Origin of the sequence: Leptospira sp. GIMC2001, from assembly GCF_028462125.1 — a bacterium.
In the GTDB taxonomy this organism is placed as follows: Bacteria; Spirochaetota; Leptospiria; order Leptospirales; family Leptospiraceae.
This window is the reverse complement of record NZ_CP115468.1, coordinates 1531976-1554219: the sequence shown is the minus strand read 5'-3', so window position 1 is coordinate 1554219 and position 22244 is coordinate 1531976. Positions and strand designations below refer to the sequence as shown.

General features: G+C 36.8%; 21 protein-coding genes. 14 read left to right on the top strand and 7 right to left on the bottom strand.

The annotated features are described in order from the left end of the window. Positions 1–2 precede the first annotated feature (2 nt). Genes O4O04_RS08505 through asnB form a run of 5 tightly spaced genes read left to right on the top strand, consistent with a single transcriptional unit; the run spans position 3 to position 5306 of the window. On the top strand, positions 3–125 hold the full coding sequence (locus O4O04_RS08505; protein ID WP_272535421.1) for a hypothetical protein: 123 nt from the start codon (positions 3–5) through the stop codon (positions 123–125). Continuing rightward, entirely contained in the window at positions 122–1249 is a 1128-nt protein-coding gene (locus O4O04_RS08500; protein WP_272535420.1) for an aspartate/ornithine carbamoyltransferase family protein, read from the top strand. The genes O4O04_RS08505 and O4O04_RS08500 overlap by 4 nt, the downstream gene beginning before the upstream one ends. Continuing rightward, positions 1246–2478, top strand: a complete 1233-nt coding sequence (locus tag O4O04_RS08495; RefSeq protein WP_272535419.1) for a Zn-dependent hydrolase — start codon at positions 1246–1248, stop codon at positions 2476–2478. Before O4O04_RS08500 ends, O4O04_RS08495 begins: the two co-directional genes overlap by 4 nt. Before the next feature lie 23 nt (positions 2479–2501). Beyond that, positions 2502–3260, top strand: a complete 759-nt coding sequence (locus tag O4O04_RS08490) for a cysteine hydrolase family protein (RefSeq protein ID WP_272535418.1) — start codon at positions 2502–2504, stop codon at positions 3258–3260. Between the two features lie 9 nt (positions 3261–3269). Continuing rightward, a complete protein-coding gene (gene asnB / locus O4O04_RS08485; protein ID WP_272535417.1) occupies positions 3270–5306 on the top strand; it encodes an asparagine synthase (glutamine-hydrolyzing) in 2037 nt (678 codons plus the stop codon). 60 nt (positions 5307–5366) lie between these two features. Here the strand turns inward: asnB and O4O04_RS08480 are convergent, their stop codons facing one another. The 5 genes from O4O04_RS08480 to O4O04_RS08460 all read right to left on the bottom strand — a co-directional run bounded on the left by O4O04_RS08480 (position 5367) and on the right by O4O04_RS08460 (position 10852). Next, positions 5367–6137 (bottom strand): hypothetical protein, encoded by a 771-nt coding sequence (locus O4O04_RS08480; protein WP_272535416.1) that lies wholly within the window; start codon positions 6135–6137, stop codon positions 5367–5369. Between the two features lie 44 nt (positions 6138–6181). Continuing rightward, entirely contained in the window at positions 6182–6925 is a 744-nt protein-coding gene (locus tag O4O04_RS08475) for an O-methyltransferase (protein WP_272535415.1), read from the bottom strand. Further along, on the bottom strand, positions 6922–7617 hold the full coding sequence (locus tag O4O04_RS08470) for an MBL fold metallo-hydrolase (RefSeq protein WP_272536053.1): 696 nt from the start codon (positions 7615–7617) through the stop codon (positions 6922–6924). The genes O4O04_RS08475 and O4O04_RS08470 overlap by 4 nt, the downstream gene beginning before the upstream one ends. A 146-nt stretch (positions 7618–7763) precedes the next feature. Beyond that, positions 7764–9260, bottom strand: a complete 1497-nt coding sequence (locus O4O04_RS08465) for a M16 family metallopeptidase (protein WP_272535413.1) — start codon at positions 9258–9260, stop codon at positions 7764–7766. A gap of 8 nt (positions 9261–9268) precedes the next feature. Continuing rightward, the gene (locus O4O04_RS08460) at positions 9269–10852 is read right to left on the bottom strand and encodes a M16 family metallopeptidase (protein ID WP_272535411.1); all 1584 of its coding nucleotides are present in this window, start codon (positions 10850–10852) and stop codon (positions 9269–9271) included. 175 nt (positions 10853–11027) lie between these two features. Here O4O04_RS08460 and O4O04_RS08455 point away from each other — a divergent pair, with 175 nt between their 5' ends. From O4O04_RS08455 to O4O04_RS08425, 7 genes are all read left to right on the top strand, one after another. Then, positions 11028–11819, top strand: coding sequence for a hypothetical protein (locus O4O04_RS08455; RefSeq protein ID WP_272535410.1), 792 nt, complete (start codon positions 11028–11030; stop codon positions 11817–11819). Next, positions 11816–12256 (top strand): hypothetical protein, encoded by a 441-nt coding sequence (locus O4O04_RS08450; RefSeq protein WP_272535409.1) that lies wholly within the window; start codon positions 11816–11818, stop codon positions 12254–12256. Before O4O04_RS08455 ends, O4O04_RS08450 begins: the two co-directional genes overlap by 4 nt. A 323-nt stretch (positions 12257–12579) precedes the next feature. Beyond that, positions 12580–13638 (top strand): tyrosine-type recombinase/integrase, encoded by a 1059-nt coding sequence (locus tag O4O04_RS08445; protein WP_272535408.1) that lies wholly within the window; start codon positions 12580–12582, stop codon positions 13636–13638. Positions 13639–13837: 199 nt separating this feature from the next. Further along, positions 13838–14638 (top strand): SH3 domain-containing protein, encoded by an 801-nt coding sequence (locus O4O04_RS08440; protein ID WP_272535359.1) that lies wholly within the window; start codon positions 13838–13840, stop codon positions 14636–14638. Between the two features lie 2016 nt (positions 14639–16654). Next, on the top strand, positions 16655–17362 hold the full coding sequence (locus tag O4O04_RS08435) for a hypothetical protein (protein ID WP_272535407.1): 708 nt from the start codon (positions 16655–16657) through the stop codon (positions 17360–17362). Positions 17363–17987: 625 nt separating this feature from the next. Beyond that, positions 17988–18788, top strand: coding sequence for an SH3 domain-containing protein (locus tag O4O04_RS08430; protein ID WP_272535405.1), 801 nt, complete (start codon positions 17988–17990; stop codon positions 18786–18788). Between the two features lie 995 nt (positions 18789–19783). Continuing rightward, entirely contained in the window at positions 19784–20287 is a 504-nt protein-coding gene (locus O4O04_RS08425; RefSeq protein WP_272535403.1) for a hypothetical protein, read from the top strand. 12 nt (positions 20288–20299) lie between these two features. Here O4O04_RS08425 and O4O04_RS08420 read toward each other — a convergent pair whose 3' ends face one another. Both O4O04_RS08420 and O4O04_RS08415 read right to left on the bottom strand, forming a co-directional pair. Further along, the gene (locus tag O4O04_RS08420) at positions 20300–21157 is read right to left on the bottom strand and encodes an IS3 family transposase (RefSeq protein ID WP_272535401.1); all 858 of its coding nucleotides are present in this window, start codon (positions 21155–21157) and stop codon (positions 20300–20302) included. Further along, entirely contained in the window at positions 21154–21444 is a 291-nt protein-coding gene (locus tag O4O04_RS08415; RefSeq protein ID WP_272535400.1) for a transposase, read from the bottom strand. Before O4O04_RS08415 ends, O4O04_RS08420 begins: the two co-directional genes overlap by 4 nt. 73 nt (positions 21445–21517) lie before the next feature. Here O4O04_RS08415 and O4O04_RS20460 point away from each other — a divergent pair, with 73 nt between their 5' ends. Both O4O04_RS20460 and O4O04_RS08410 read left to right on the top strand, forming a co-directional pair. After that, positions 21518–21802 carry an HNH endonuclease gene (locus O4O04_RS20460; protein ID WP_442915954.1) on the top strand — a complete coding sequence of 95 codons (285 nt, stop codon included), beginning with the start codon at positions 21518–21520 and terminating at the stop codon, positions 21800–21802. Then, positions 21802–22065 carry a hypothetical protein gene (locus tag O4O04_RS08410; protein WP_272535399.1) on the top strand — a complete coding sequence of 88 codons (264 nt, stop codon included), beginning with the start codon at positions 21802–21804 and terminating at the stop codon, positions 22063–22065. The genes O4O04_RS20460 and O4O04_RS08410 overlap by 1 nt, the downstream gene beginning before the upstream one ends. Positions 22066–22244: the final 179 nt, after the last annotated feature.

Sequence of the window (22244 nt, the reverse complement as noted above, 5' to 3'; positions counted from 1 at the left end):
TTATGTATATAAGTTATGAATGGATGGAAGCCTTACGTTTGAGTAGTTTAGCTCTAATTTTTTTTGGTGTGGGCTTTCTTTTATATTATTTTATCAAAGATTTCTTACAAGGTGAAATCTGGTGACGCATTCATTTAGAAACGATTTACCAGCGAATCTCCGAGAAAGCATTGGCCCTCGGGATGGACAGACAGGAATTGAGAAACCTAAAGCATTTCTCGACTTCGTAACAGAAAAACCAGAAGAGCTATTGTATCTAGCACAACGTCATATAATCTCTGCTAAACAATTTACCAAAGAACTTGTAATACAATTGTGCAGATTGTCCGCACATTTCGAGGTCTACCCAACACTTTTTCACAGACCTCTCCAAGGTAAAATTTTGATATCTGCATTTTATGAACCATCGACAAGGACAAGGCTATCCTTCGAAAGTTCATGGCATAGACTCGGTGGAGACATCATGTCGATTACAGATCGCTCAACAACTGGAATCGCTAAGGGAGAAAGTCTCGAGGACATCGGAGAGATGTTCAATAATTACGGCGATGTTGTTGTACTTCGAGATAATTCTGATGATTCGGTAACTCGGATGAGCGAGAAACTTCGGATTCCAATTATCAATGCAGGAAATGGAACGGATGAACATCCTACACAAGCTCTTTCCGATATCTACGCTATACTCAAATGGAGACCAGATTTAACTCTAAAAAACTTGCCCGAGAAGGATAAAGTAAGAATTGGAATCATAGGAACTCCTGGAAGGATGCGAACAGTTCGTTCACTAATGATACTTCTGTCTTTATTTTCCAGTTCCATTTCGGAAGTTGTGGTGATTAATCCAGAAGAGGATCCCTTTGCAGATGGACAGAAAGAAGAATTAGAACAATCAGGATTGAAAATAGTTAAGACGAATTCTCTCAAAGAAATCCTTCCAAGTCTAGATATTATTTATATCAATAGCATTGCATGGGTTGGTGAAAGTTTTGAAACATTGACTGGTGATATTAAGTTAAGCAAAAAATTACCAATCAAAGAATCTGCAATCATCTTACATCCATTAGCTCGAGGGGATGAGTTAGACAAAGATTTGGATGATACACCACACAATTGGTATTTTGCTCAGGCTCGTGGCGCGGTATTTCTTAGGATGGCATTGCTTACATGCCTAGTTCAGAGAACAAGTCTTGTTACCGATATGAGCGATCCTAACCTAGAACCCAATCCTTTAAAACGAGAGATCTTATGAATGTAAAAGTTAATTTTGACAGATTGAAAAATGACATTCAAACTCTAGCTGAGATTGGCAAAAGTCCAGATCGCGGGATCTATCGAATGGCTTTTAGTCCAGGTGACATTGAAGCTAGGAAATGGCTAATTACATTGATAAATAAAGCGAATCTGGAATCGAGAGTTGATTCGGCAGGAAATATTTTTGCAAAGCTTACAGGAGCAGATGATTCCAAATCATGGATAATTGGATCTCATATTGATACTGTTCCAGCTGGCGGTCATCTTGATGGAAGTCTTGGAGTATTGTGTGGAATAGAAGTTCTTAGATCCCTATTGGAAATAAATTATAAACCAAAAAATTCAATAGAAGTCGTAGCTTTTACGGATGAAGAAGGTCGATTTGGAGGATTGTTTGGCTCTGAGGCGTTTATCGGTGAGTTGACACCTGAAAGAATTCACAATGCAATTGATCTCTCAGGAATTAGCATAACGGACGCTATGTTAGAAATCGGACTTCATTCTATGGATGCTCTAGATGCCAAAAGAAATCCACAGACTATTGCAGGATACATCGAACTTCATATTGAACAGGGTCCAATCTTGGATCTTTCAAAAATCCCAATCGGAATTGTCGAAGACATAACTGGCTTATTCAAATGGCAAGTTAGGTTAACTGGAACTGCTAATCATGCAGGAACAACTCCAATGAATATGAGAAAAGATGCATTTCAAGGTCTTGCAGAATTTTCTTTGGAGATACCGCGGATTCTAGAAGAAATCGGAAGCGAAAAGTCCGTTGCTACTATTGGTCGAGTCAGTCTTTTCCCAGGTTCCGCAAATACTGTTCCGGGTCGGGTGGATTTCTCTTTGGACGTTCGGGATACTAGTTCAGAGGTTCTACAAGCTTTGTCGGATAGTTTTAGAAAAACCATTTCAGCCATAGCTAGAAGAAGAGGATTGATGTTTGATTTTGAAGTATTGAGTTCTGTCACACCTGCTGCATCAGATCCGAAAATTCTATCCGCAATAGAAAACGCATGTAACAGACAAAAGGTGAAGTATATCAAAATGAGCAGCGGAGCGGCACATGATGCGCAGATTATGGCTCGGGTAACAAATATGGGAATGATTTTTGTTCCATCTAAGAATGGAAGATCTCATAGCCCAGCTGAATGGACGCCTTGGGAAGATATACAAATCGGGGCAGACATACTATTGGAAACAATACAAGAGCTGACAAAATAAAATTAAGCAAAAATGAGAAAAATATGGAATTAAATACAGGAACAGAAATGGAATTAAACATTGATATGATCAATGAAGATCCTCTTAAAGATATTTATCTTGAATCAATTATCGAGAACCCCGAAAGAGAGGAATCAATACAGCAAAAACATATCGCCTTGCTAGTAATTGATATGCAGTATCTGGATGCCGCACGTGGTTGCGGAGTCTTTGCAGAAACTGGCAAATCTGGAGTTCCGCCTGAAGCAGAAGAATACTATTTCTATACATTAGAAAATACTGTAATTCCCAATATCCAAAAATTACAAAAATTATTTAGAGATCAAAAATTAGAAATCATACATACAAGAATCCAATCACTCACAAAGGATGGTAGAGACAGGAGTCCAGGACATAAGCGACTCAATCTTCTTGCATCCCCTGGTTCAAGAGAAGCTGACTTCTTAGATGAAATCGCACCGATTGGTGATGAGATCATAATCAACAAGACAGCCTCAGGAGTTTTTACATCCACAAATATTGAATATATCTTAAAAAATTTAGGGATAGACACTTTGTATGTATGCGGAGTTTACACAAATGAATGTGTATCGACAACAGTCCGAGACGCAAGTGATCTTGGATTTTATGTAAATTTAATTGAAGATGGATGCACAACTGTTACAGAAGAATTCCATGAATTCACTATTCGAATATTAAAAGATCGTTATGCTAGGGTTTTGAATACTGAGGAAGCAATTGCCGAACTCAAATCCAAAATATTGACAAAAGGTAAAAACTAGGAGTTATACATGTGTGGAATAGGTGGAATTTTCAATAAGGACAAAGGCAATATCCCAGATCACGATACTTTGCTCGGGATGGCTGCGATCCAATATCATAGAGGTCCAGACGGTTTCGGAGTAAATATTTTTGACGACTCAGGTGTTGGGTTCTGTCATACACGTCTCTCAATAATTGATCTTGAGTCTAATCGAGCAAGACAGCCATTTGTGTCAGATAACAAAGAATTAATGCTTGCACATAATGGCGAATTTTATGACTACCAGAGAATTCGAGCAAGACTCACTTCGAAAGGATATAAATTTCGTACTAAATCGGATTCTGAAATTCTTCTCCATCTATATAAAGAATATGGCTTTGAGAAAAGTCTTGAGCATCTACGAGGAGAATTTGCATTCTCTCTTTATGATAAATCAACAGACAGTTTGTATCTAACTCGAGATCGATTTGGAATCAAACCTCAATACTGGGCTCTGACTAAATCTGGTGATTTGGTTTTTGGTTCAGAGATAAAGGTGATATTAGCCCATCCAGATATTGAGAGAAAACTTTCTGAGTCTGGAGTCTTTCACCAATTGATTCAAGTGATGGTTCCTGGAAGCACAACATTCGAAGGAATCAATCAAGTTCTTCCTGGACATTATCTAAAAGTAAAACGACGTTCTGGCAAATTGACAATTCAAGAAATAAAATATTGGGATATCGATTTTCCTACTTTAGAAGAGAGAATGACCGATAGGACTGAAAAATATTGGGTGGATGCTGTACGAGATCAATTATTGCAAGCTGTAGAACTACGCCTCAATGCTGATGTTCCTGTTGGATGCTATCTGAGTGGGGGAATTGATTCTTGCTCGATATTAGGTTTGGCTTCTGCAATTCGTCAGGATAGCGTCAAGGCTTTTACAATTGGTTTCGATAATGATGCCTACGATGAAAGTAAGATAGCAACGAGAATGGCAAAGTCCGTTGGTGCAGAACAAGATATTCTAATGTTAGATGCAAATCAACTCTATGATCACTTCATAGAAACTCATTGGCATACAGAACGCACAATTTACAATACATTAGGGGTTGCTAAATTGCTAATGTCTCGGCATGTCAATGCTTCCGGATATAAAGTAGTTATGACCGGTGAAGGATCGGATGAATTGTTTGCTGGATATCCATCTTTTCGTAAAGATTTCTTTCGATATGGCTTAGATGATCTACCTGCTAAAGAGAAAAAGGAATGGGAGAGCATGCTCAATCAGACCAATAAATTATTTCGTGGAGCAATGCTATCATTGAATGATTTTAATCATCCTGCACTAACTGCAAAAGTGGGATTTATGCCTGCGTGCATAGAGAATTGGGTTTCACTTACACCGAATGCAAGAAAATTATTGAATTCAGATGTTGCTAAGCATTTGAAGAATTATGATCCGGGAAATGCGATCGCAAGCAAATTGGACTCGAATCAGCTTTCCAATAGACATGCCCTTGACAAAGCACAATATGTTTGGATCAAAACAATGTTGGAAGGACAGATTCTTACTTGGGGCGGAGATCGAGTGGATATGGCAAATTCTATGGAAGCAAGACCGCCTTTTCTAGATCATCACCTCGCTGAACTCGCAGTACAAATTCCTCCTAATCTTAGAATTAAAGGTAAAACGGAAAAATATGTTTTAAGAGAAGCGATGCGCGGAGTTCTTCCGGACGAATTGTACAAAAGAGAAAAGTTTGCTTTTATGGCTCCACCAGCTCATACAGATCTCTCAAAACTAAACGCGTTAGACAATCTAAAATCTGAATACCTAACTGCCGATCGAATCAAGGACTTAGGTCTTTTAGATTATAAATCCATAGAGAGTCTGTGGAGTTCTTATACGGATAAGGCAACTCCGGTTGGAGAGCTAGTACAGCAAGACGCAATTCTAAATCATGCTGTTGGAGTTCAAATCCTCCATGACCAATTCGTAAAAACGGATATACCGAAAAAAGCCGCACAACTTGTTCGTAAGAAAGTAGCTAATAAAAAATCAGGTACCTATGCTAATTAAAAAGATCTAGTTCATCCATGACAAGTTCTCGGGAGCATTATGATGAGCTCCCGAATGTTTTCAATCTGCAGATTTTGAAAAAAGTCGGTTTCTATTATCTGCAAGATGCTTATTGTTTTTGTTCAAAAGATCTTTCTTCTTATCGTCATTCAATTCCAAATCAGAAGAAAGCTTGATTGCAAAATCTTTCGCCAAACGAAAATGTACGAGAGCATCGGAATATCTTCGATCGCGGATCATTTCATCTCCGCGAGCCATTTGGAAATATGCAAGATTGAGTTTAAATTTTGCTTCTTCCATATCTCTATATCGAGATTGCCTCTCACTTGTCTTTTCTCGACGAATTTCATCCTGTTCAAGCTTAGATAATTCATCTACACTTGATATCAACAGTTCTTCAGCTTGTCTTTCATAGAGTAGAGCAAACTTCTGGAAAAGATTTTCTGACTTTTTATAAACCGATAGAAAATTCTTACCGGACACAACGTACGCTCTTCTATAATGATAACGAATTCCAATTTGATAGTCTTTTTCTAGGGTTTCTAATTCTTCTTTCGAGCCTGGAACTTCATCTCCAAAATTGCCAACGATTACCTGTAGAGATCGTAAATCCTGCAACAATCTATCTTTAAAAACAAATGAAATATTTCTATATTGAGCTTTTTCTAAATATGATGCAGAATTCTTTTTATCAAGTTCTTCTCTGGATTCTTTTCCATCTCCATCCTTACTAGATTCTGGAGGTGTAGCCTCTTGAGCTAGTACGGAACTTGTTAACAAAAGAAGAAAGAGAGCAGAAAAGCTAAATTTTGAATAATTGGATAGAGACATAGTGTCAATTTAGATCCGACTGCTATTTCAGATCAAACTTTTTTCTAGAGTTCCACATACAAAAGTCCGTCTCCAGACGGAATCAACGTGAAATTAAGATTTTCATTGTGAATCATTGCAAGAAATTCCCTCATTGCCAAATCAGAAGGTTTAGTTGACGAAGTATCCAAAATTCTTCCATGCCATAAAACATTATCAAATATTAAGTTAAACTTATGATTCGGATATGTTTGTTTTCGATTCAAAATTAATCTCAAAATTTCCGGATAGGCAACTTTGTCGCAGTCAATAAATATTAGATCCCAACCATCTAATGGAATCAGACCAGCTTTTATATCATCCAAAATCCATCCACAATGGAAACGAACATTCTGCACTCTTTTGAAATCACTCGATTTCCACAATGCTTCAACTTTCTGAACGAAGGCTTGATTGCGATCAACTGAGAGAATTTTTATAGCTTCGATATCTTGAACAGAACTGATATCACCATTTGAAATTTTTCTACCAGTATCCGATTGGCTTTCAAAAGAATGGCTATTGATGATTCCTAAGAGCATCCAAAAAAGTGAATAGCCTGCACCCATTCCCAATTCCAATATTGATTTCGGTCGAATCCAAGAAACCAACTGAGAGAGGATTGCACCAGACACAGGACTCAAAATTGGAATGGATTCTGAAATTGCCCATTTTTCTATTTCATCAAAAATCGGATGAGATCTCATTACAAGATTCTCATTCATATATGATTCTAGTTCTTGAATAAAAATAGTTCCAGATTTTTTCATTTCTTCTTAGAAGGTAAGAATAATTCAACGCGATCATAGAGAGAAGATGGCAATTTATTTTTTACGGTTTCTCGTATTTGTTTATAACTGTAACGAGGTGAGAAATGTATAAGAACGAGTTTCTCATTTTTAAAAGAATCAGCATAGTGAGCGATTTCATCCAAATGGATATGTCCCCACTCTCTTGCATCAGCTGTCTTTTTTTTATCATCAATATAAGTACATTCTAAAAAAAGAACCTTTGATCGACTAACATCGTCATTTTCCAAAACATATTCAATCTTTGTATCACCCGAAAAACTAAAAATTGGTAATTCAATCAACTCTGTCACTTGAGTTTGATTTTCGCGGAGTTGCTTAATTGCAGCACCATCTAAGTTTTGGTATTCGGGACGAAGCTTGTATTTTGACTCATACACAGTATATCCTTGACTTGGTACTCTGTGAAATGTTGGATGCGCAGAGAAACTAAATTGCTTATTGATAGGAAATCGCTCACCATGTCGCGCTTTCACCAAATTCAGTTTATACGGAAAATTTTCCAATTCTGCATAAATTTCAAGAAGCTTACTCACCTTGTCGTAAATCGCTTCCGGAACATAAATATTAGGAGGCTTTAATCTTTGCAAGGAACGCTGCGACACATAATAAGGCATCCCAGCAAAATGATCCAAATGAGAATGCGTAAGCAAAAGATTGTCATACTGAATCTGACCTGGATAGGTGTTACCCATATCAAAGATAAGACTCAAGCTTGGCCAGAACACGGAAGTTCGAATCCCGCCCTCCGAATAACCAGATACTTTTATTTCGCCATATTCAAAAAAAGCAAGATCCACTAACGCAAAATATCCTCTGGTTGACTTACTTGAATTTTTTCATTGGCTAGATCTTTGCCAATTGATTTTGGACCAACTATGATGGTTCGAAAGTTTTGAGGTTGAAAGTACATTTCCCCCACTCGCTTCAAATCATCCAAACTCACCGATTCTATTTTAGACCGAAAGCCTTCCAGGTAACCTTCGGGCATATCATGATCCATAAATCTTACTTGGTTTGTAAGAATCTTTTTGTTAGAATCGAAAAGAAAAACAAATTGATTCACAATAGCATTCTGTGCGCGAACCAATTCATCTTGCTTGATATTGTTTACAGTATTCAATGAAAGAATTGACTTCATCAAAGATAATACTTCTGCAACTGATTCATTCTTGGTTAGCGTATAAGCAGTAAAAACTCCATGAGTCCTTTCAAAACTTATTTGGCTTGCTGAAGAATATGCAAGACCCCTATTGTTTCGAATCTCAGTCATCATATAGGAATTGAAACCACCGCCACCCAAAATATAATTTAGAACTTGTATCGCATAGAAATCAGGATGATTGTGTTCGGGCATAATACCTGTTAGTAAAACCATAGATTGATTGGTTTCTTTATCGATCAATCGAATAGATTTATCTTTAGACTTTATACTTTTTAGCAAATCATCATACTGAACATCCTTGCTCAATTTTGATTTCTTTTGACTCGTCTTAGCAAGAAAAGATTTCACACGAGTTGTCAATGATGAAGGATTGCCATCACCACTTACTGTGACGTAAATCTTAGATGCATTCAATACTCTAGAATGGAATTCTTTGATTTGTTGAATAGAGACAGAATTAAGAGAACTCAATTGTTCTGTTTTTCCCCTTAAGTGATCTCCATAAATAAATTCTTTTGCTTTGCGCATTCCAATTCCTGGAACCGAATCGTTTCTTCTATATAAGGCTTCGGCAAGTTGCTTGCGAACTGTTGCAACATTACGCTCTTCTAATCTTGGATTGATCAACCAATCTTCAAGCAATGCAAAAATTTCTTCTTCATCACGAGACAGATAAGAAATTGATAATACAACCTTTTCAAAATGTCCTGATAGATTGATTTTTGCACCAAGGAATTCTAATTTCTCTTGAAATTTGGAATCCGGGAATTTGGAAGTTCCACCTAATTTCCAAGATCCATACAGCAATGGTCCTGCTTCTAAAGGTAAATCCAATTGATCACCCGAATAAAAATGAAATTCCATGTAGGTAAGTGGGAACTCATTAGAAGTTAGGCTTAAAATTTCAGCTTCATTATTGATTTTTGTTCTTTCAATTTTTGGAAAAACAAAATTCAAACTTGGGAATTTGATATCTTTTACAAATTCTCCCATGGCTCTTCCATTTGCTTCGAGAATTCCAAAAGTTCCGAATAATAGTAAACCGATCAAAACTAAAAGATTGAAGTAGATCATTTTTGTTTGGAAAAAAAATTTAGAATGATTTTTTAAATTTTTAAATAATATATTCATATTATAACTCACTTCTTTCCTTTATCATTTTCTTTTAGGTTCTTAGCTTGAAGTCTTGGATCTTTTAAATATCCAATCGTCACATTATCTCGTTTGAGATAGATGCTAGCTACTCTTTGTAAATCTAGTGAAGTTACTGAATTCATTTGGTCATAAATACGAAATAAATTTCTCCAATCTCCTGTGACCAATGCATAGTATCCGAGAGAATCGGCAAGAGAGCCATTAGAATCTAGATAGCGAAAGAAATCAGATATTGCATCATTTTTTACTTTTTGGATTTCTTCTGGATTCACTCCGTCCTTGGCAATTTTTTCTATTTCTTCCCAGACAATAGATTCTATTTCTGAAGTGTCAGCTCCTTGGTTATTTCTCATAGATATTAGAAAAATATTTGTATATCTTTCTCCAGGATAACCATTGGATGCATTGACTTCCGAACAGAGATTTGCATCCAAAACCAATCTTTTATAAAGTCTAGAAGTAGAGCCTTTTGCGAGAATTGCATCTAACATATCAAAGGCTGAATTATCAGGATGTGGAATTGTAGGTTTACGCCAACCCATAAGAATGGATTCACCAGCTGGATAGAAAACTTCAACTTTCTTAGCTCCGCTAGATTGGATTTCTGAGATCTTGATCTCCTTTCTTTTCTCACCACGAGCTAAATCAGAAAAATATTTCCGAACAATTGATTCTGTATTCTCAAAATCCAACTGACCAACGATCGTAATTACCATATTGCCTGAATGATAATTCTTCCTGAAAAATTCCTTGGTTTCAAAAATATCCAAAAATGGAATCACGGATGGATAACCGATAACAGGTCTGCGATATGGGTGAGCCTCCATTGCAACAGACATAAAACGCTCTCGAAGCAAACCCGCACCAGAATTTTCTGTCCGCATTCTTCTCTCTTCAATTACAACGTCTCGCTCTGTATAGTATTCGCGAAGGATTGGATTTTTCAATCGATCACTTTCCATCTTAGCCCATATTTCAAGACGATTCGAAGGAAGTTGGATCTGGTAATTGGTTACATCTTGGGAAGTATATGCATTGAATCCAACTTCGCCATTCTGTTCATAAATATAAGAATCTTCGCTTTTTATAATAAATTCATTTTGTAATTTTTCTAGATTCCTTAAGCGTCGAGACTGGGCTGTAATTTTATCAGACAAATCTTTTGGAACGAGAATTCCTTTTTCCTTATATGATTTTTCTTCTAGGCGAAGTTTATCCAGCCGAGAACCCCATACTTCGATTTGATCTTGGTATTTTTTCTCACGAGCATAATCCCTAGTTCCAACATTGGGAGTACCTTTAAAAAGCATATGTTCAAGCAAGTGGGCCGTACCTGATATCTCGGGAGTCTCATCAACTGCACCCACTAGAAATTTTGTATAGATTGCGATCGTTGGAGATTCATTTCTTTGCACCATAATCAAACGAAGACCATTTTCAAACTCGACGGTTTTTATCTTTTTTTCAAGATCAATCGAAACTTGTTTGAAAAGATCATCGGATACAATTCCAGAGAGTGGAATGCATATAACTAACGCTGATAATAAAAATTTATAGATCTGTCTCACAGAGCCAGAATACGGGAAAGGAATGGATTGTCGCTTTCTTTATTGAAGGTTTGAATATTACTTGCGAAGCCAAACCTGATAGAAACAATAACAGAAAATGCCTAGGAGCGGTGACGAAACTAGGATAGTCAGGAAATATGGTAGTGTTTCAATTGCAGTGTTCATGGTTCCCTCAATGTCAACGGTAAATAATTTATTTCAAACTATCACAATTGTCAATTTATTTTTTATAATAAATTGTTCTTTTATTAAGCCCGCAGATCCAAATTTTCGCATCAAACCATTAGGCAATGAAGAACACAATGGTTTCATATCTAGGGATTTTTTCCAAATTGTTGTCGATGTGGATAAGACGAAAAAAGAGATTCCAATCCAACAAAAAAGAGAAGATTGTAAGAGAAGATCCGTATTGATTCGAAATGAGAAAACCATTCCAATTCTCTTCAATGTTTACAAAACGGAAAATGATACGCGCTGGAAAGGAATCAATTCATTGGGTAATGATGGAAAATCCTTTAGTAAACTTGCCCCATCCGGACAAACATCAAACCTCCCTCAGGCTCCTGGCCAGCAATCAAATCAGCAAAATTCGAATCAAACCAACCAGACAAATAACAATCAAGCAACTGGAACAACTGGGAATACATCAAACACAAATAATTCGAATAATGCAAATAACTCTGGTATCCAAGGCCAAAATTCTGGTCAAAATCGTCAGGCTCAAGAATTATCAGAAGAAGAATTCTCAGAGCGAACCTTGCTTGCGCTTAGAGGGGAATTTGCCTGGTTTATTGATTCCTATATGCTTTACAAAGAAGACTACACCCCAAAGGAGAAATGCAAATTTATTTACCGAGTAGCAAAAAAGGGGCTTTACGAAAAAATTGAAAAATCTAAAATTTTTATAAAACCCGAATACAAAAAAAAGAAAAAAGACAAGGACGAACTCCAAACAGAGGAACTATGAGAATTTTAATCACATTACTAACCGTTGCTATCCTTTTTTATCAATGCAAAAGCCAGGACACAAAACCACCAAAAGATTCAACCAACAAAACAGTTTTGGAAGAATCGAAACCAGTTGCTCAAGAACAGGATGGATTTGAAAAATTGCCAGAAGGCTTTATCAATAGTTCCACTTTTCAAATTGTTGTTTCTTCTTTAAAAGATGATCCATCTCAGGCCGAGTCAGAAGCTCTTTCTGTAGCCAAGAAAAAAGCCGTACAAGTTATGCTATCTTATCCAAAAACCGCCCTCTCACAAGAAGGTAAGAAAGAAATCAAAGAAATTGCGGAATCAGGTAAGATTACAACCAAGTCTCAACCCAATTCAGGAAGATCCTATTTTGTCTACCAAGTCCAAAAAGCTGGAATTGAGACTCTAGTAAAATCTAAGATTCGTTAATGAAATTTTCGTTCGATTTAAAATTCTAATCTCATATTCGCAGAATCTTTGCTTGTTGTGATTCTGCGAAAAATATCAGTAGTTGTTTTCCAATAATTTTCACCCCAAATATTTAAAAAAGTTGATCAGAATATTCGCTTTTCGCAGAGCGTTTTATTCAACGATTAATTTTGAAAAAAGTCATATAAAAATTCTTTTGCTTACTTGACTCAGATGAACCTAAAACTAATATAAGTTCTATTTTTCATCAGTTGTAACTGATGGGGCGGAGCTATCTCAATTTTTCATTTGCTTTTTTTTCGAACAGAATACATACTAAACATATGTATATATTCGTTGATTTCCCGCTACAGAAATTTACTCGAGTCTGTTCCGTTTCCATTGAATACAATCCTGAAATCATTGAGTTTCTTAAGTATAAAAAAGCGCGATGGACACCTAGCGAGAGAATCTGGATTCATTCGGATATTAGAGATTTCCCTATCGAATTGGAACAACGATTTGGTAGTCAGATCGTGTATTCTTTGGAAGCTCTGTTGTGGAGATCATTGAGAGGACTGTTGATACAAAACTATAGTCGAAGAACCATTCAAACCTATAATACTCAGATCCGACTATTTTATCAATGGGCTATTCCAAATTTAGACAATAAGGATCGCTTTGCCTACAGAAATGTTGATGAATCTAAAATAAAAACCTATCTCGATCACTGCCGTTTTGAAAAAAAACTGAAATCATCGTCCATTCGTTCGGCGATTCAAGCACTTCGTTTTTTCTGGAAAGAATGTCTCAAAAAACCTTTCCCCGAGGAAATTAAATATCCTAAAAAAGAAAAAACTTTGCCTGAAGTACTTTCCCGATCTGAGGTTTTTCAATTGGCTAAATCTTTGCCCAATCTAAAGCATAAGCTACTTATTCTTCTTACCTATTCAACAGGTATGCGTCTTAGCGAAATAGTCTCCCTCAAAATATCCGATATTGATCTAAATAGAAAAATCATTCACATCAAAGAAGCAAAGGGTAAAAAAGATAGGATTGTTCCCTTCTCTAAGAAAATTTCGATCTTATATGACAAATACCGCCAGATCGAACAACGCAATTCAAATATATACTTATTTCCAGGTCAATATCCAAATACTCATCTTTCTACCCGCACAGCCGAAAAAATCTTCGAAAATGCAAGAAACTCAATTCAGATTCAAAAAAAGGTGAGTTTTCATTCCCTTCGTCATGCCTTCGCTACTCATTTACTAGAAGCCGGAACGGGAATTCGTCATATTCAAAAATTACTTGGACATGAGTCCGTTCGTACCACCGAACGTTACGCACAAATATCTAAAACAGAACTCCAGAATATTCCGAGCCCCCTAGATCTAGATTAATTTCAATTTACAATTACGCATATACTCATTTTACTGCAGTATAGTAGCGGAAAAAAGCCAAGTTTTAAACAAACAACGGCTATACCGCATTTTTTAAATACTACTTGCAATACCAAACAAGCCCAACTCCGCTTAATCCTTTCTTGCAAAACGGATATAAGGAGTTATCTGCAATTGGTGAAGAAAAAATAAAATCAACATGAAAAAAATCTCAACCTTAATCTTTTTACTAATAATAACATGCATATTTCTGGATAAATCGGTAAATAAGATCTATGATAACTTTGAAGTCCATTTTACTAACGCCGATATTTTAAATATAAGAACAAAACCTTCACTAAGTTCAAAAATTATCAATCAGATTCCATTCGGTTCTAAAATTAATACTTCTAATACAAATATAATGGAAACTTATGAAAATAAATTAAATTCGTGGCATTTCGTAAAAGAGGCAAACGGATTCGTTCTCGACTCCTTTTTACAAAAAAATGAAACGGATTTAGCAAGAAAAAAAATGATATTGAAATCATCTTATTCTTACAACCGATGCAATTTATATGGTCTTGAAATTTATAAAACGATAGAATTGTATAACAATACAGCATATTTCACTGACGAATTTATCGATTTTGATTTTGGAAAAAAAAGAATATTTCTTGGAAATTATCAAATAGAAAATGATTCAATTTTAATTAATGTAGTAGAACAGGAATTACAAAACATATCATATGCGGATGAAACATCAAATATTACTGAAAAAATAAAAACAAAAGAAAAAAAAATAAGCAATCTTAATCTTATTTGGAAAGAAAGCATAAAAGGATTTATCACAAACGATCAAGTTAAATATCTTGAATCTACGACTTACAATGTTGATATTAAAAAATGTATATTTACTTCTAAGAATTGCATAGATTACGATCCATCCAAAAAAAAATGCTCAGAAAAATATGAAAATTCAGACATTTGTGATCAAATTGGCTATTTTTGTAAAAGATAAAAAATCAACTTAGACATCACCAACAGCAGATAACTCCGCGTTACTGGAAACGTCTTCGCTCCTTTGTCTTGAGTGAAGCGGAGCTTCAGACCCATTCGGGTGTCACTTCGATTGCTTTTCTCGACTTTGTCTCGAAGCAATCTCGTGCCAACGCCAACGTCTCCCTTGGAGACTCGGCTATCCCGAACGGCAGCAACGCTCCCCGTTATTCGCAACCGCCTAGAAGAGCGGACATCGTGTCCGCTTATTGAAAATAAAAAGAAATATTTTAAAAGAATAGATAGTTATTTCCGAGGGAAATGCTCGTGCTGTTCGAATTTCTAAAGTAGGAATTAATTTAAAAAGAGAAAATACAAAAAGAATGTCCCAAACCAATTCGAAAGAGAGATTTTATCTTCATTGAAAATACTAATTGAGAATGTTCTTACTTAAATTGGAAATGACCTTGAAATTGGTAATCTAAAATGAAAGATGAAGTTGGATGTTGAACGTATCTAAAAGTAATTTTATACGAAAGAGATTTAAAGAAAATGAAAGACTTTTTGAATTCGTTTTACATGATATTCATTGCTTCAATGAAATAGGAAAGCTGGTTTTGAAAAATGCAAATTAAGAAAAGGAAGATTTTGCTATCACGTTTAACCACGTAGTAAATTTTTAAAAAGTAATAAATTTCTAAAAAGAAAAATCCGAAGATCGCCAACAAAGTTCATTGATTAGTGGATGTATTTTATTTCAGAGAAGGTTTGAATATTTAAAACGTTTCACTTATTTTCCACAATTTAAGTTTCCAAACGGACGTTCCAAGTTGAAAGACCAAAGAAATCAAATTTCACCTAGGCAGTCTGTGTAATCTGAGATTTAAATTGATATACAAAGAGATTCTGATTATTAGACTTTATCTTGAAAGTTATCGGCATCCCTGCCTCGAAGACGGCGGCAGCGAATAACACCAACTATCCGCTGCGCCTGAAATACAGGCTTGGTCTGCGACACATAAATCCTAGTCACGATTCTTGCAAGGCAAGAATTCGTGCCAACGCTACCGCCTCTTTGAGGCTCAGCTAGGATTTACGTCGGATAGTCAGACCGTTATTCGCAACCGCCTAGAAGAGCGGACATCGTGTCCGCCTATTGAAAATAGAAAGAAAAAATTTAAAAGAATAATAGCTATTTCCGAGGAAAATGGTCGTGCTGTTTGAATTTCTAAAGTAGGAATTAATTTAAAAAGAGAAAATACAAAAAGAATGTCTCAATTCAATTAGAAAGAGAAATTTAATATTTATTAAAAATACAAATTGAGAATGTTCATACTTAGATTGGATTTGACCTCGAAATTGGTAATTTAAATTGAAAAATAAAGATGAAGTGGGATGCTCATCATATCTAACGATAATTTTATCTGAAAATGATTCAAAGAAAATGAAAGACTTTTTGAATTCGTTTCCTATGTTATTCATTGCTTCAAAGAAATAGGAAAGTTTTCTTAGGACAAAGCAAATCAAAGAAGTCAAATTTTTGTACATCGATAAACTACGAAGTAAATTTTTAAAAAGTATTAAATGACTAAAAGAGAATTCGAAGATCGCCAACAAAGTTATTTGATTAGTGGATGTTTTTTATTTCCGTGAATGTTAAAATTTTTAACACGTTTCACATTTTTTCCACAATTTAAATTTCCAAACGGACATTCCAAGTTGAGAGACCAAAGAATTTAAATTTCACCTAGGCAGTAGGTGTAAACTAAGATTTAAATTGATTTACAAAGAGAATCAGATTATTCAAGTTTATCTTGAAAGTTATCGGCATCCCTGCCTCGAAGACGGCGGCAGCGAATAACACCAACTATCCGCTGCGCCTGATATACAGGCTTGGTCTTCGACACATAAATCCTAGTCACGATTCTTGCAGAGCAAGAATACGTGCCAACGCTAACGCCTCTTTGAGGCTCAGCTAAGATTTACGTCGGATAGTCTGACCGTTAGGCGTTATAATTTCAATGGAGTTTTAAACGAAATGAAAAAATATTTAAAAACGATAAATATAATAATAGTTACTTCTCTAATTATAAATCTTTTAAAAAGTATTATATATTTAGATGGATATAAGGTGGCATTCTCTAATGCTGATAATTCCGCCATGTTAATCGGACATTTCATGGTAAATATTTTTATCAGCCCAATTGTTTTTTTGATAATACTGTTAATCATAAATATTTACCTTAAAAAGAATTTAAATTTTATTGCATACTTTGTTTTCTTAATTGTGTTATATGATTTCTTCACATTCCAAAAAATCGATAAGCCAACAGCAGTGCTGAGTAACAATATTTTAGAAATTGAAAGAGATATAAAAATAAATTTTCCTGAAGTCCCAATTGAAATTAATGAAAAAGATTTAAAAAATAATTTAATGTCTGGTTACAAGTATGATTTGAAAGGGGAATATTACGGGGTTATTTTTACTAGGACAACCAATGCTTACTATTCTCAAAACGAGATAGTAAATCATTTTTATCCATATTTGAAAAATAATTTAATTGGTTCGGATTATATAGTAATCAGTGAAAATTTGGAGTTTAAGGATGATTCAATTATATGTAATCTAGAAACTGAATTGAATGGTAGAAACATGAATTTTAAAGCACTAAGCAAAGATGGCATTCTAGTGATGTTAATTTCTAATAGAAACCTTCAAGATGATTTTTTTAAAATTACATACTAATTCCGAAATTACAACGCCTAACTCCGCGTTACTGGAAACGTCCTCGCTCCTTTGACCTGGGTGAAGAGGAGCTTCAGACCCATTCGGGTGTCACTGCGATTGCTTCTTCGCTTTCGCTCAGGCAATCTCGTGCCAACGCTAACGTCCAGCACCATTCTTAACGTTCGCACAGCTCACTGAATGGTGCTGGACTCAGCTATCCCGAACGGCAGCAACGCTCCTCGTTAGTAGTAATTTTCGCTTTTAATTGAAAGTCTAGTTTTATTCTTTTCGAAAACCGCTTAATAAATCAAAAAGTAATAAGGTTTTGCTTAGTTTAAATTTGAACGATTCAACTATGCTATTTATATTTAATTCGTAAGTGAAAAATTATTGATAGAAGTCTGCAAAATCTTAAGGTAGAAAGATGCTTTAGTCGGATCGCGGTTTTCTCAAAGAAAGAAAAATTCAAGCAAGCGTGCGAAAACTACTACTAACTCCGACTACCCACTGCGCTCTGAACGTCGCTAAAGCGACCGCAGAGCTTGGTCTACGACACATAAATTCAGCGCTAACGTCTCTTCGAGACTCAGCTCGAATTTACGTCGGGTAGTCTGAATCGTTAGGTGAAAGCGATTTCATTAAAATGAACAATTATATTTTAATTTATTTTATATTGATTATCCTATGCTGTGGTTCTGTCAAATTAAAAGAAAGGTATGTTTTAGCCAAGTCAGGCGTAAATCTCAGATCAAATCCAGATGTAAATTCGAAGATATTGGTTTCTATTCCAAAAAATAAAATTGTATTTATAGATCCTAAAAAATGCATTTTTTCAAAACTTAATGAAGAAAAATATTGTTGGTATCAAAGTAGATATTTAGATCAAACTGATTTGTTTGAATATAAAGGGTGGATATATTCTATATGCTTAGGAGATCAAATAGAGCAAGTAAGGAATTCTGGTTATTGGAAAGGAAATAAATTTATATTTATAGAAGCATCGGAAAGGGGGATATTAGAAATACTTGACACTGATTTTTTGCCTGAAAGTCAAGATTATTATAAATTTGTTAGCGGTTCGATTTCTTTTAAAGAAAAAAAATTTAAATTAAAGGATGGCTCATTTCATCTTAAAAAAGAAATATTGGTAAAAGACTGGACTGGAACTCCAGGTGAATATTATGAAAATAGGATGTTGGTTTCAGGAAAGTATAGGAATAACAAATTAGAAGGTCAAATTAAGTTGAAGGATTATTTAAATGATTCAGTGGATTTATATTACAATTATGAAGCTGCTGGATTATTTGTGAACGGTTACTGCAAATCATTTGAGATTTCCGGAATCCTAGGACATCGTATGAAAAAAGCAAAAATAAAAATATTTGATCCATTAGAATGCTCACATAAATACATAATGTCTTTAATGTGGGATACGGTTGAGTAAGTAATAGATTAGCAAGAATCGCCTTCACCTAACTCCGCGTTACTGGAAACGTCCTCGCTCCTTTGTCTTGTGTGAAGAGGAGCTTCAGACCCATTCGGGTGTCACTACGATTGCCCTGCTCTCTTCGTTCACAGCAATCTCGTGCCAACGCCAACGTCTCCTTTGGAGACTCGGCTCTCCCGAACGGCAGCAACGCTCCCCGTTATCTGTAACCGCCTTTAAGAGCGGACATCGTGTCCGCTTTTTTATATTTAAAAGAAATAATTCAAGGAAAGAGAGTTATAACCACCTATTATTGTAAAAACTAATTAGAATATGAATTTAAGGTATTATTCAAATGATATTGCTGTTTCAGCTTATTTCATGTTTACAAAAGATCAAAGAAGCTTCATTCAGATTTCAGTTTTGCTTTTCATTTTTACAGTATTGTTGTCTTTTCTAATTCGAAATTAACTTGTTTGGTTTCAGTTTGCATTTTAAAAAGAAAATAAAATCGGAAAACCATTTATGTTTGTTAGTCCTTTTTCGCATGCGATTGTTAAAAAATAAAAAAAAGGAAAGTATTCACGTCGTATTTTCCAACAAAGTTTTGCCATTGCAATTTTCGCAATACGTATAAATTATATGTTATACGCAATCTCTAAACGCCAATCAGCTTTTTCAAGATTGAAAGAATGAAAGATTTAGTGACGGATGCGAAATTCGAGAGATAATTTCTCACTTCAGATTCAATTTGCACTTATTTGAATTGAAAGCAATTAAATGCGATAAGAAAATTGTCTAAGAACGTCGGCATCCGTGCCGAAAAGATGGCGGCTACAGATAACACCAACTATCCGCTGCGCCTGAAATACAGGCTTGGTCTGCGACACATAAATCCTAGTCACGATTCTTGCAAGGCAAGAATTCGTGCCAACGCTACCGCCTCTTTGAGGCTCAGCTAGGATTTACGTCGGATAGTCAGACCGTTGGGCGAAATTTTGGAGAATTAATTTTTGAACGCATATCTACTTAACTGGAACCCTGAACACTTTGACTGGGAAGCTGCGGACCTAGCTGGTGACATTCAAACGGTCTCGGAAACCGGGTCACTTAAAATGCGCTGGAGCTGCGGCAAGCTCAAACGAATCGTGAAAGGCGATCGAATTTTCCTAATTCGATTAGGCGTTGAACCCAAAGGAATTGTTGCCTCAGGATATGCTTGGTCGCAGCCGTACGAAGACACAACATGGAATGATCCTCAGAAGAAGGCATTATACATTGAGATCAACTTTGACCGTATTCTCGATGCAGAGACTAATGATATTTTGCGCCTAGATTACCTGAAAAAAATACCTTATCATTGGACTATCCAGACGGCGGCATCAATTCCGAATAATGTACTCAAGAACCTGGAAGATAGCTGGGCCGAAATATCCCAAAGCCCCACCTTGTATCCGAATGAAGTCATCGATGATAAGAGCATTTTTGAAGGGACATTTGAACCTAACCCGATATAGTAGCCACACGTTTCACGCGGCCTTCATTTGTTCAAATTCCATAGGGCTTTTATAACCCAAATAGGAATGCATCCTCTCCGTGTTGTAGAAGCATTCGATATAGTCAAATACTTCGCGCCGTGCCTCGGCGTGTGATCCGAAAACATTCGCTGAGAGTTCGCTCTTGAGCGTACCGAAGAAAGATTCGGCGCACGCGTTGTCCAGGCAGTCGCCTTTGCCGCTCATGCTCTGTACGAAACCATGTCGCTGCAGCAGCTGTCGAAATTCTGTGCTGGCATATTGCACGCCCCGATCGGAATGAACAATCAATCCGGCCGAAGGGCGACGGTTGCCTACCGCCATTTCCAGAGCACGACAGGTGGCCGACGCTTCCATAGTGTCGCTCATAGACCAGCCCACGACTCTGCGTGAAAATAAGTCCAGAAACACACAAAGATAGAGCCAGCCTTGTGCGGTGCGCAGGTAAGTCAGATCACTCACCCAAACACGATTTGGCTTATCAGTCGCAAAATTGCGCTTCAGCAAGTTCGGACTGATTGCGTGGTCGTGGTTAGAATCCGTCGTGCGGATGAACCGCGGTTTACGTATCGCGCCCTGTATTTGCAGGCTTTTTTGTAGCTTCTGCAACCGGCCGGTGCCACATTGAATCGCTTTTTCTTTGAGAGCTTTCATGAGCCGCGGCAGGCCATAGGTTCTGCGTGATTTTTGGTAAATCTGCAGAAGTTCTGCTTTCAATTCTACATCCGCCTCATCGCGCTTCGTTGCCTTTCGATTCAGACGCTTGTAGAAGCCAGCACGCCATGACCCAAGAGCGCAGGCCATTCTGTCGAGTGGGTATGATTTGCGATTCTTCAGCAGAAACGCGCTCACTTCTTCTCTTTTGACAGAATGGCCGCAAACTTTTTTAGGATTTCATTATCCATCTTCAGTTCTGCATTTTCGCGGCGCAGAAGCTTCAGCTGCTCTTCGGCCGACATTTTGCCGCGCTTGCGCAGCTCGTCTTGGTTCTCCCGCAAATAGGCCTTTCGCCACTGCTTCAGGCTCCAGACGCTGACTCCCAGCGAAGCGCTGACCGCTTCCGCCGTTTTGCCACCCTCGATCATCAGGTCAATGGCCTGTTGCTTAAATTCATCCGAGTATCTCTTTCTGCTCATCATGTCCTCCATTGTTAAGAGGCCACATGAAAGGTTGTCTACTTTTTCAGGCTAGGCTCAATTGACTAAGGTTCTGGTGAACTCTTATGAAAGAAATCCGGAAGCCAGACGCCTTTGCGTCGAACACTACGGGCATAAATGCGCTGTTTGTAATTTCAATTTTGAAGAGAAATATGGCAAATTGGGCAAAAATTTCATACACGTGCATCACGTAAAACCGCTAAATTCAATACGCAAAGCATATGCAGTTGACCCCATAAAAGATTTAATTCCCGTATGTCCAAATTGCCACGCCATGCTACATAGAAACAAAGAGACGCTTTCAATTACAGCTCTGAAGAAAATACTCAGAAGCCGTTGATGCCGACCCAAAACTTCGCCCAACAAGATTTACCTGCTGCGCTCGCTGCGGTGCTGTGGCTCCTCGCGTGCTCGGCCTCCGGTGGCCTGAAATGCGTTGACGCCCGCGCTCTATCGAGCTTTATTGGCGGGCGCAACGCAGCCACCTACGGCACATCGATGGCGCGCCAAGAGCGGCTTCACCAAGAAGCCTGCATTTATTGTGCGGCGCACCATCGACGTCAGGTAAATCCAACGTTATTTGTAATTTTGGCTTTTAATTGAAAGTCGGGTTTAACTCTTTTCGAAAACCGCTTAATAAATCAGAAAGTATTAGGGATTAGCTTGGCTTAAACTTGCTCGATTCAATTATGCTAAGTGAATTATCTCTGAAAGTGAAAGTTTGTTGAGAGAATTCGGCAAATTCCTAATGTAAGAAGATGCCTCAGTCGGATCGCGGTTTT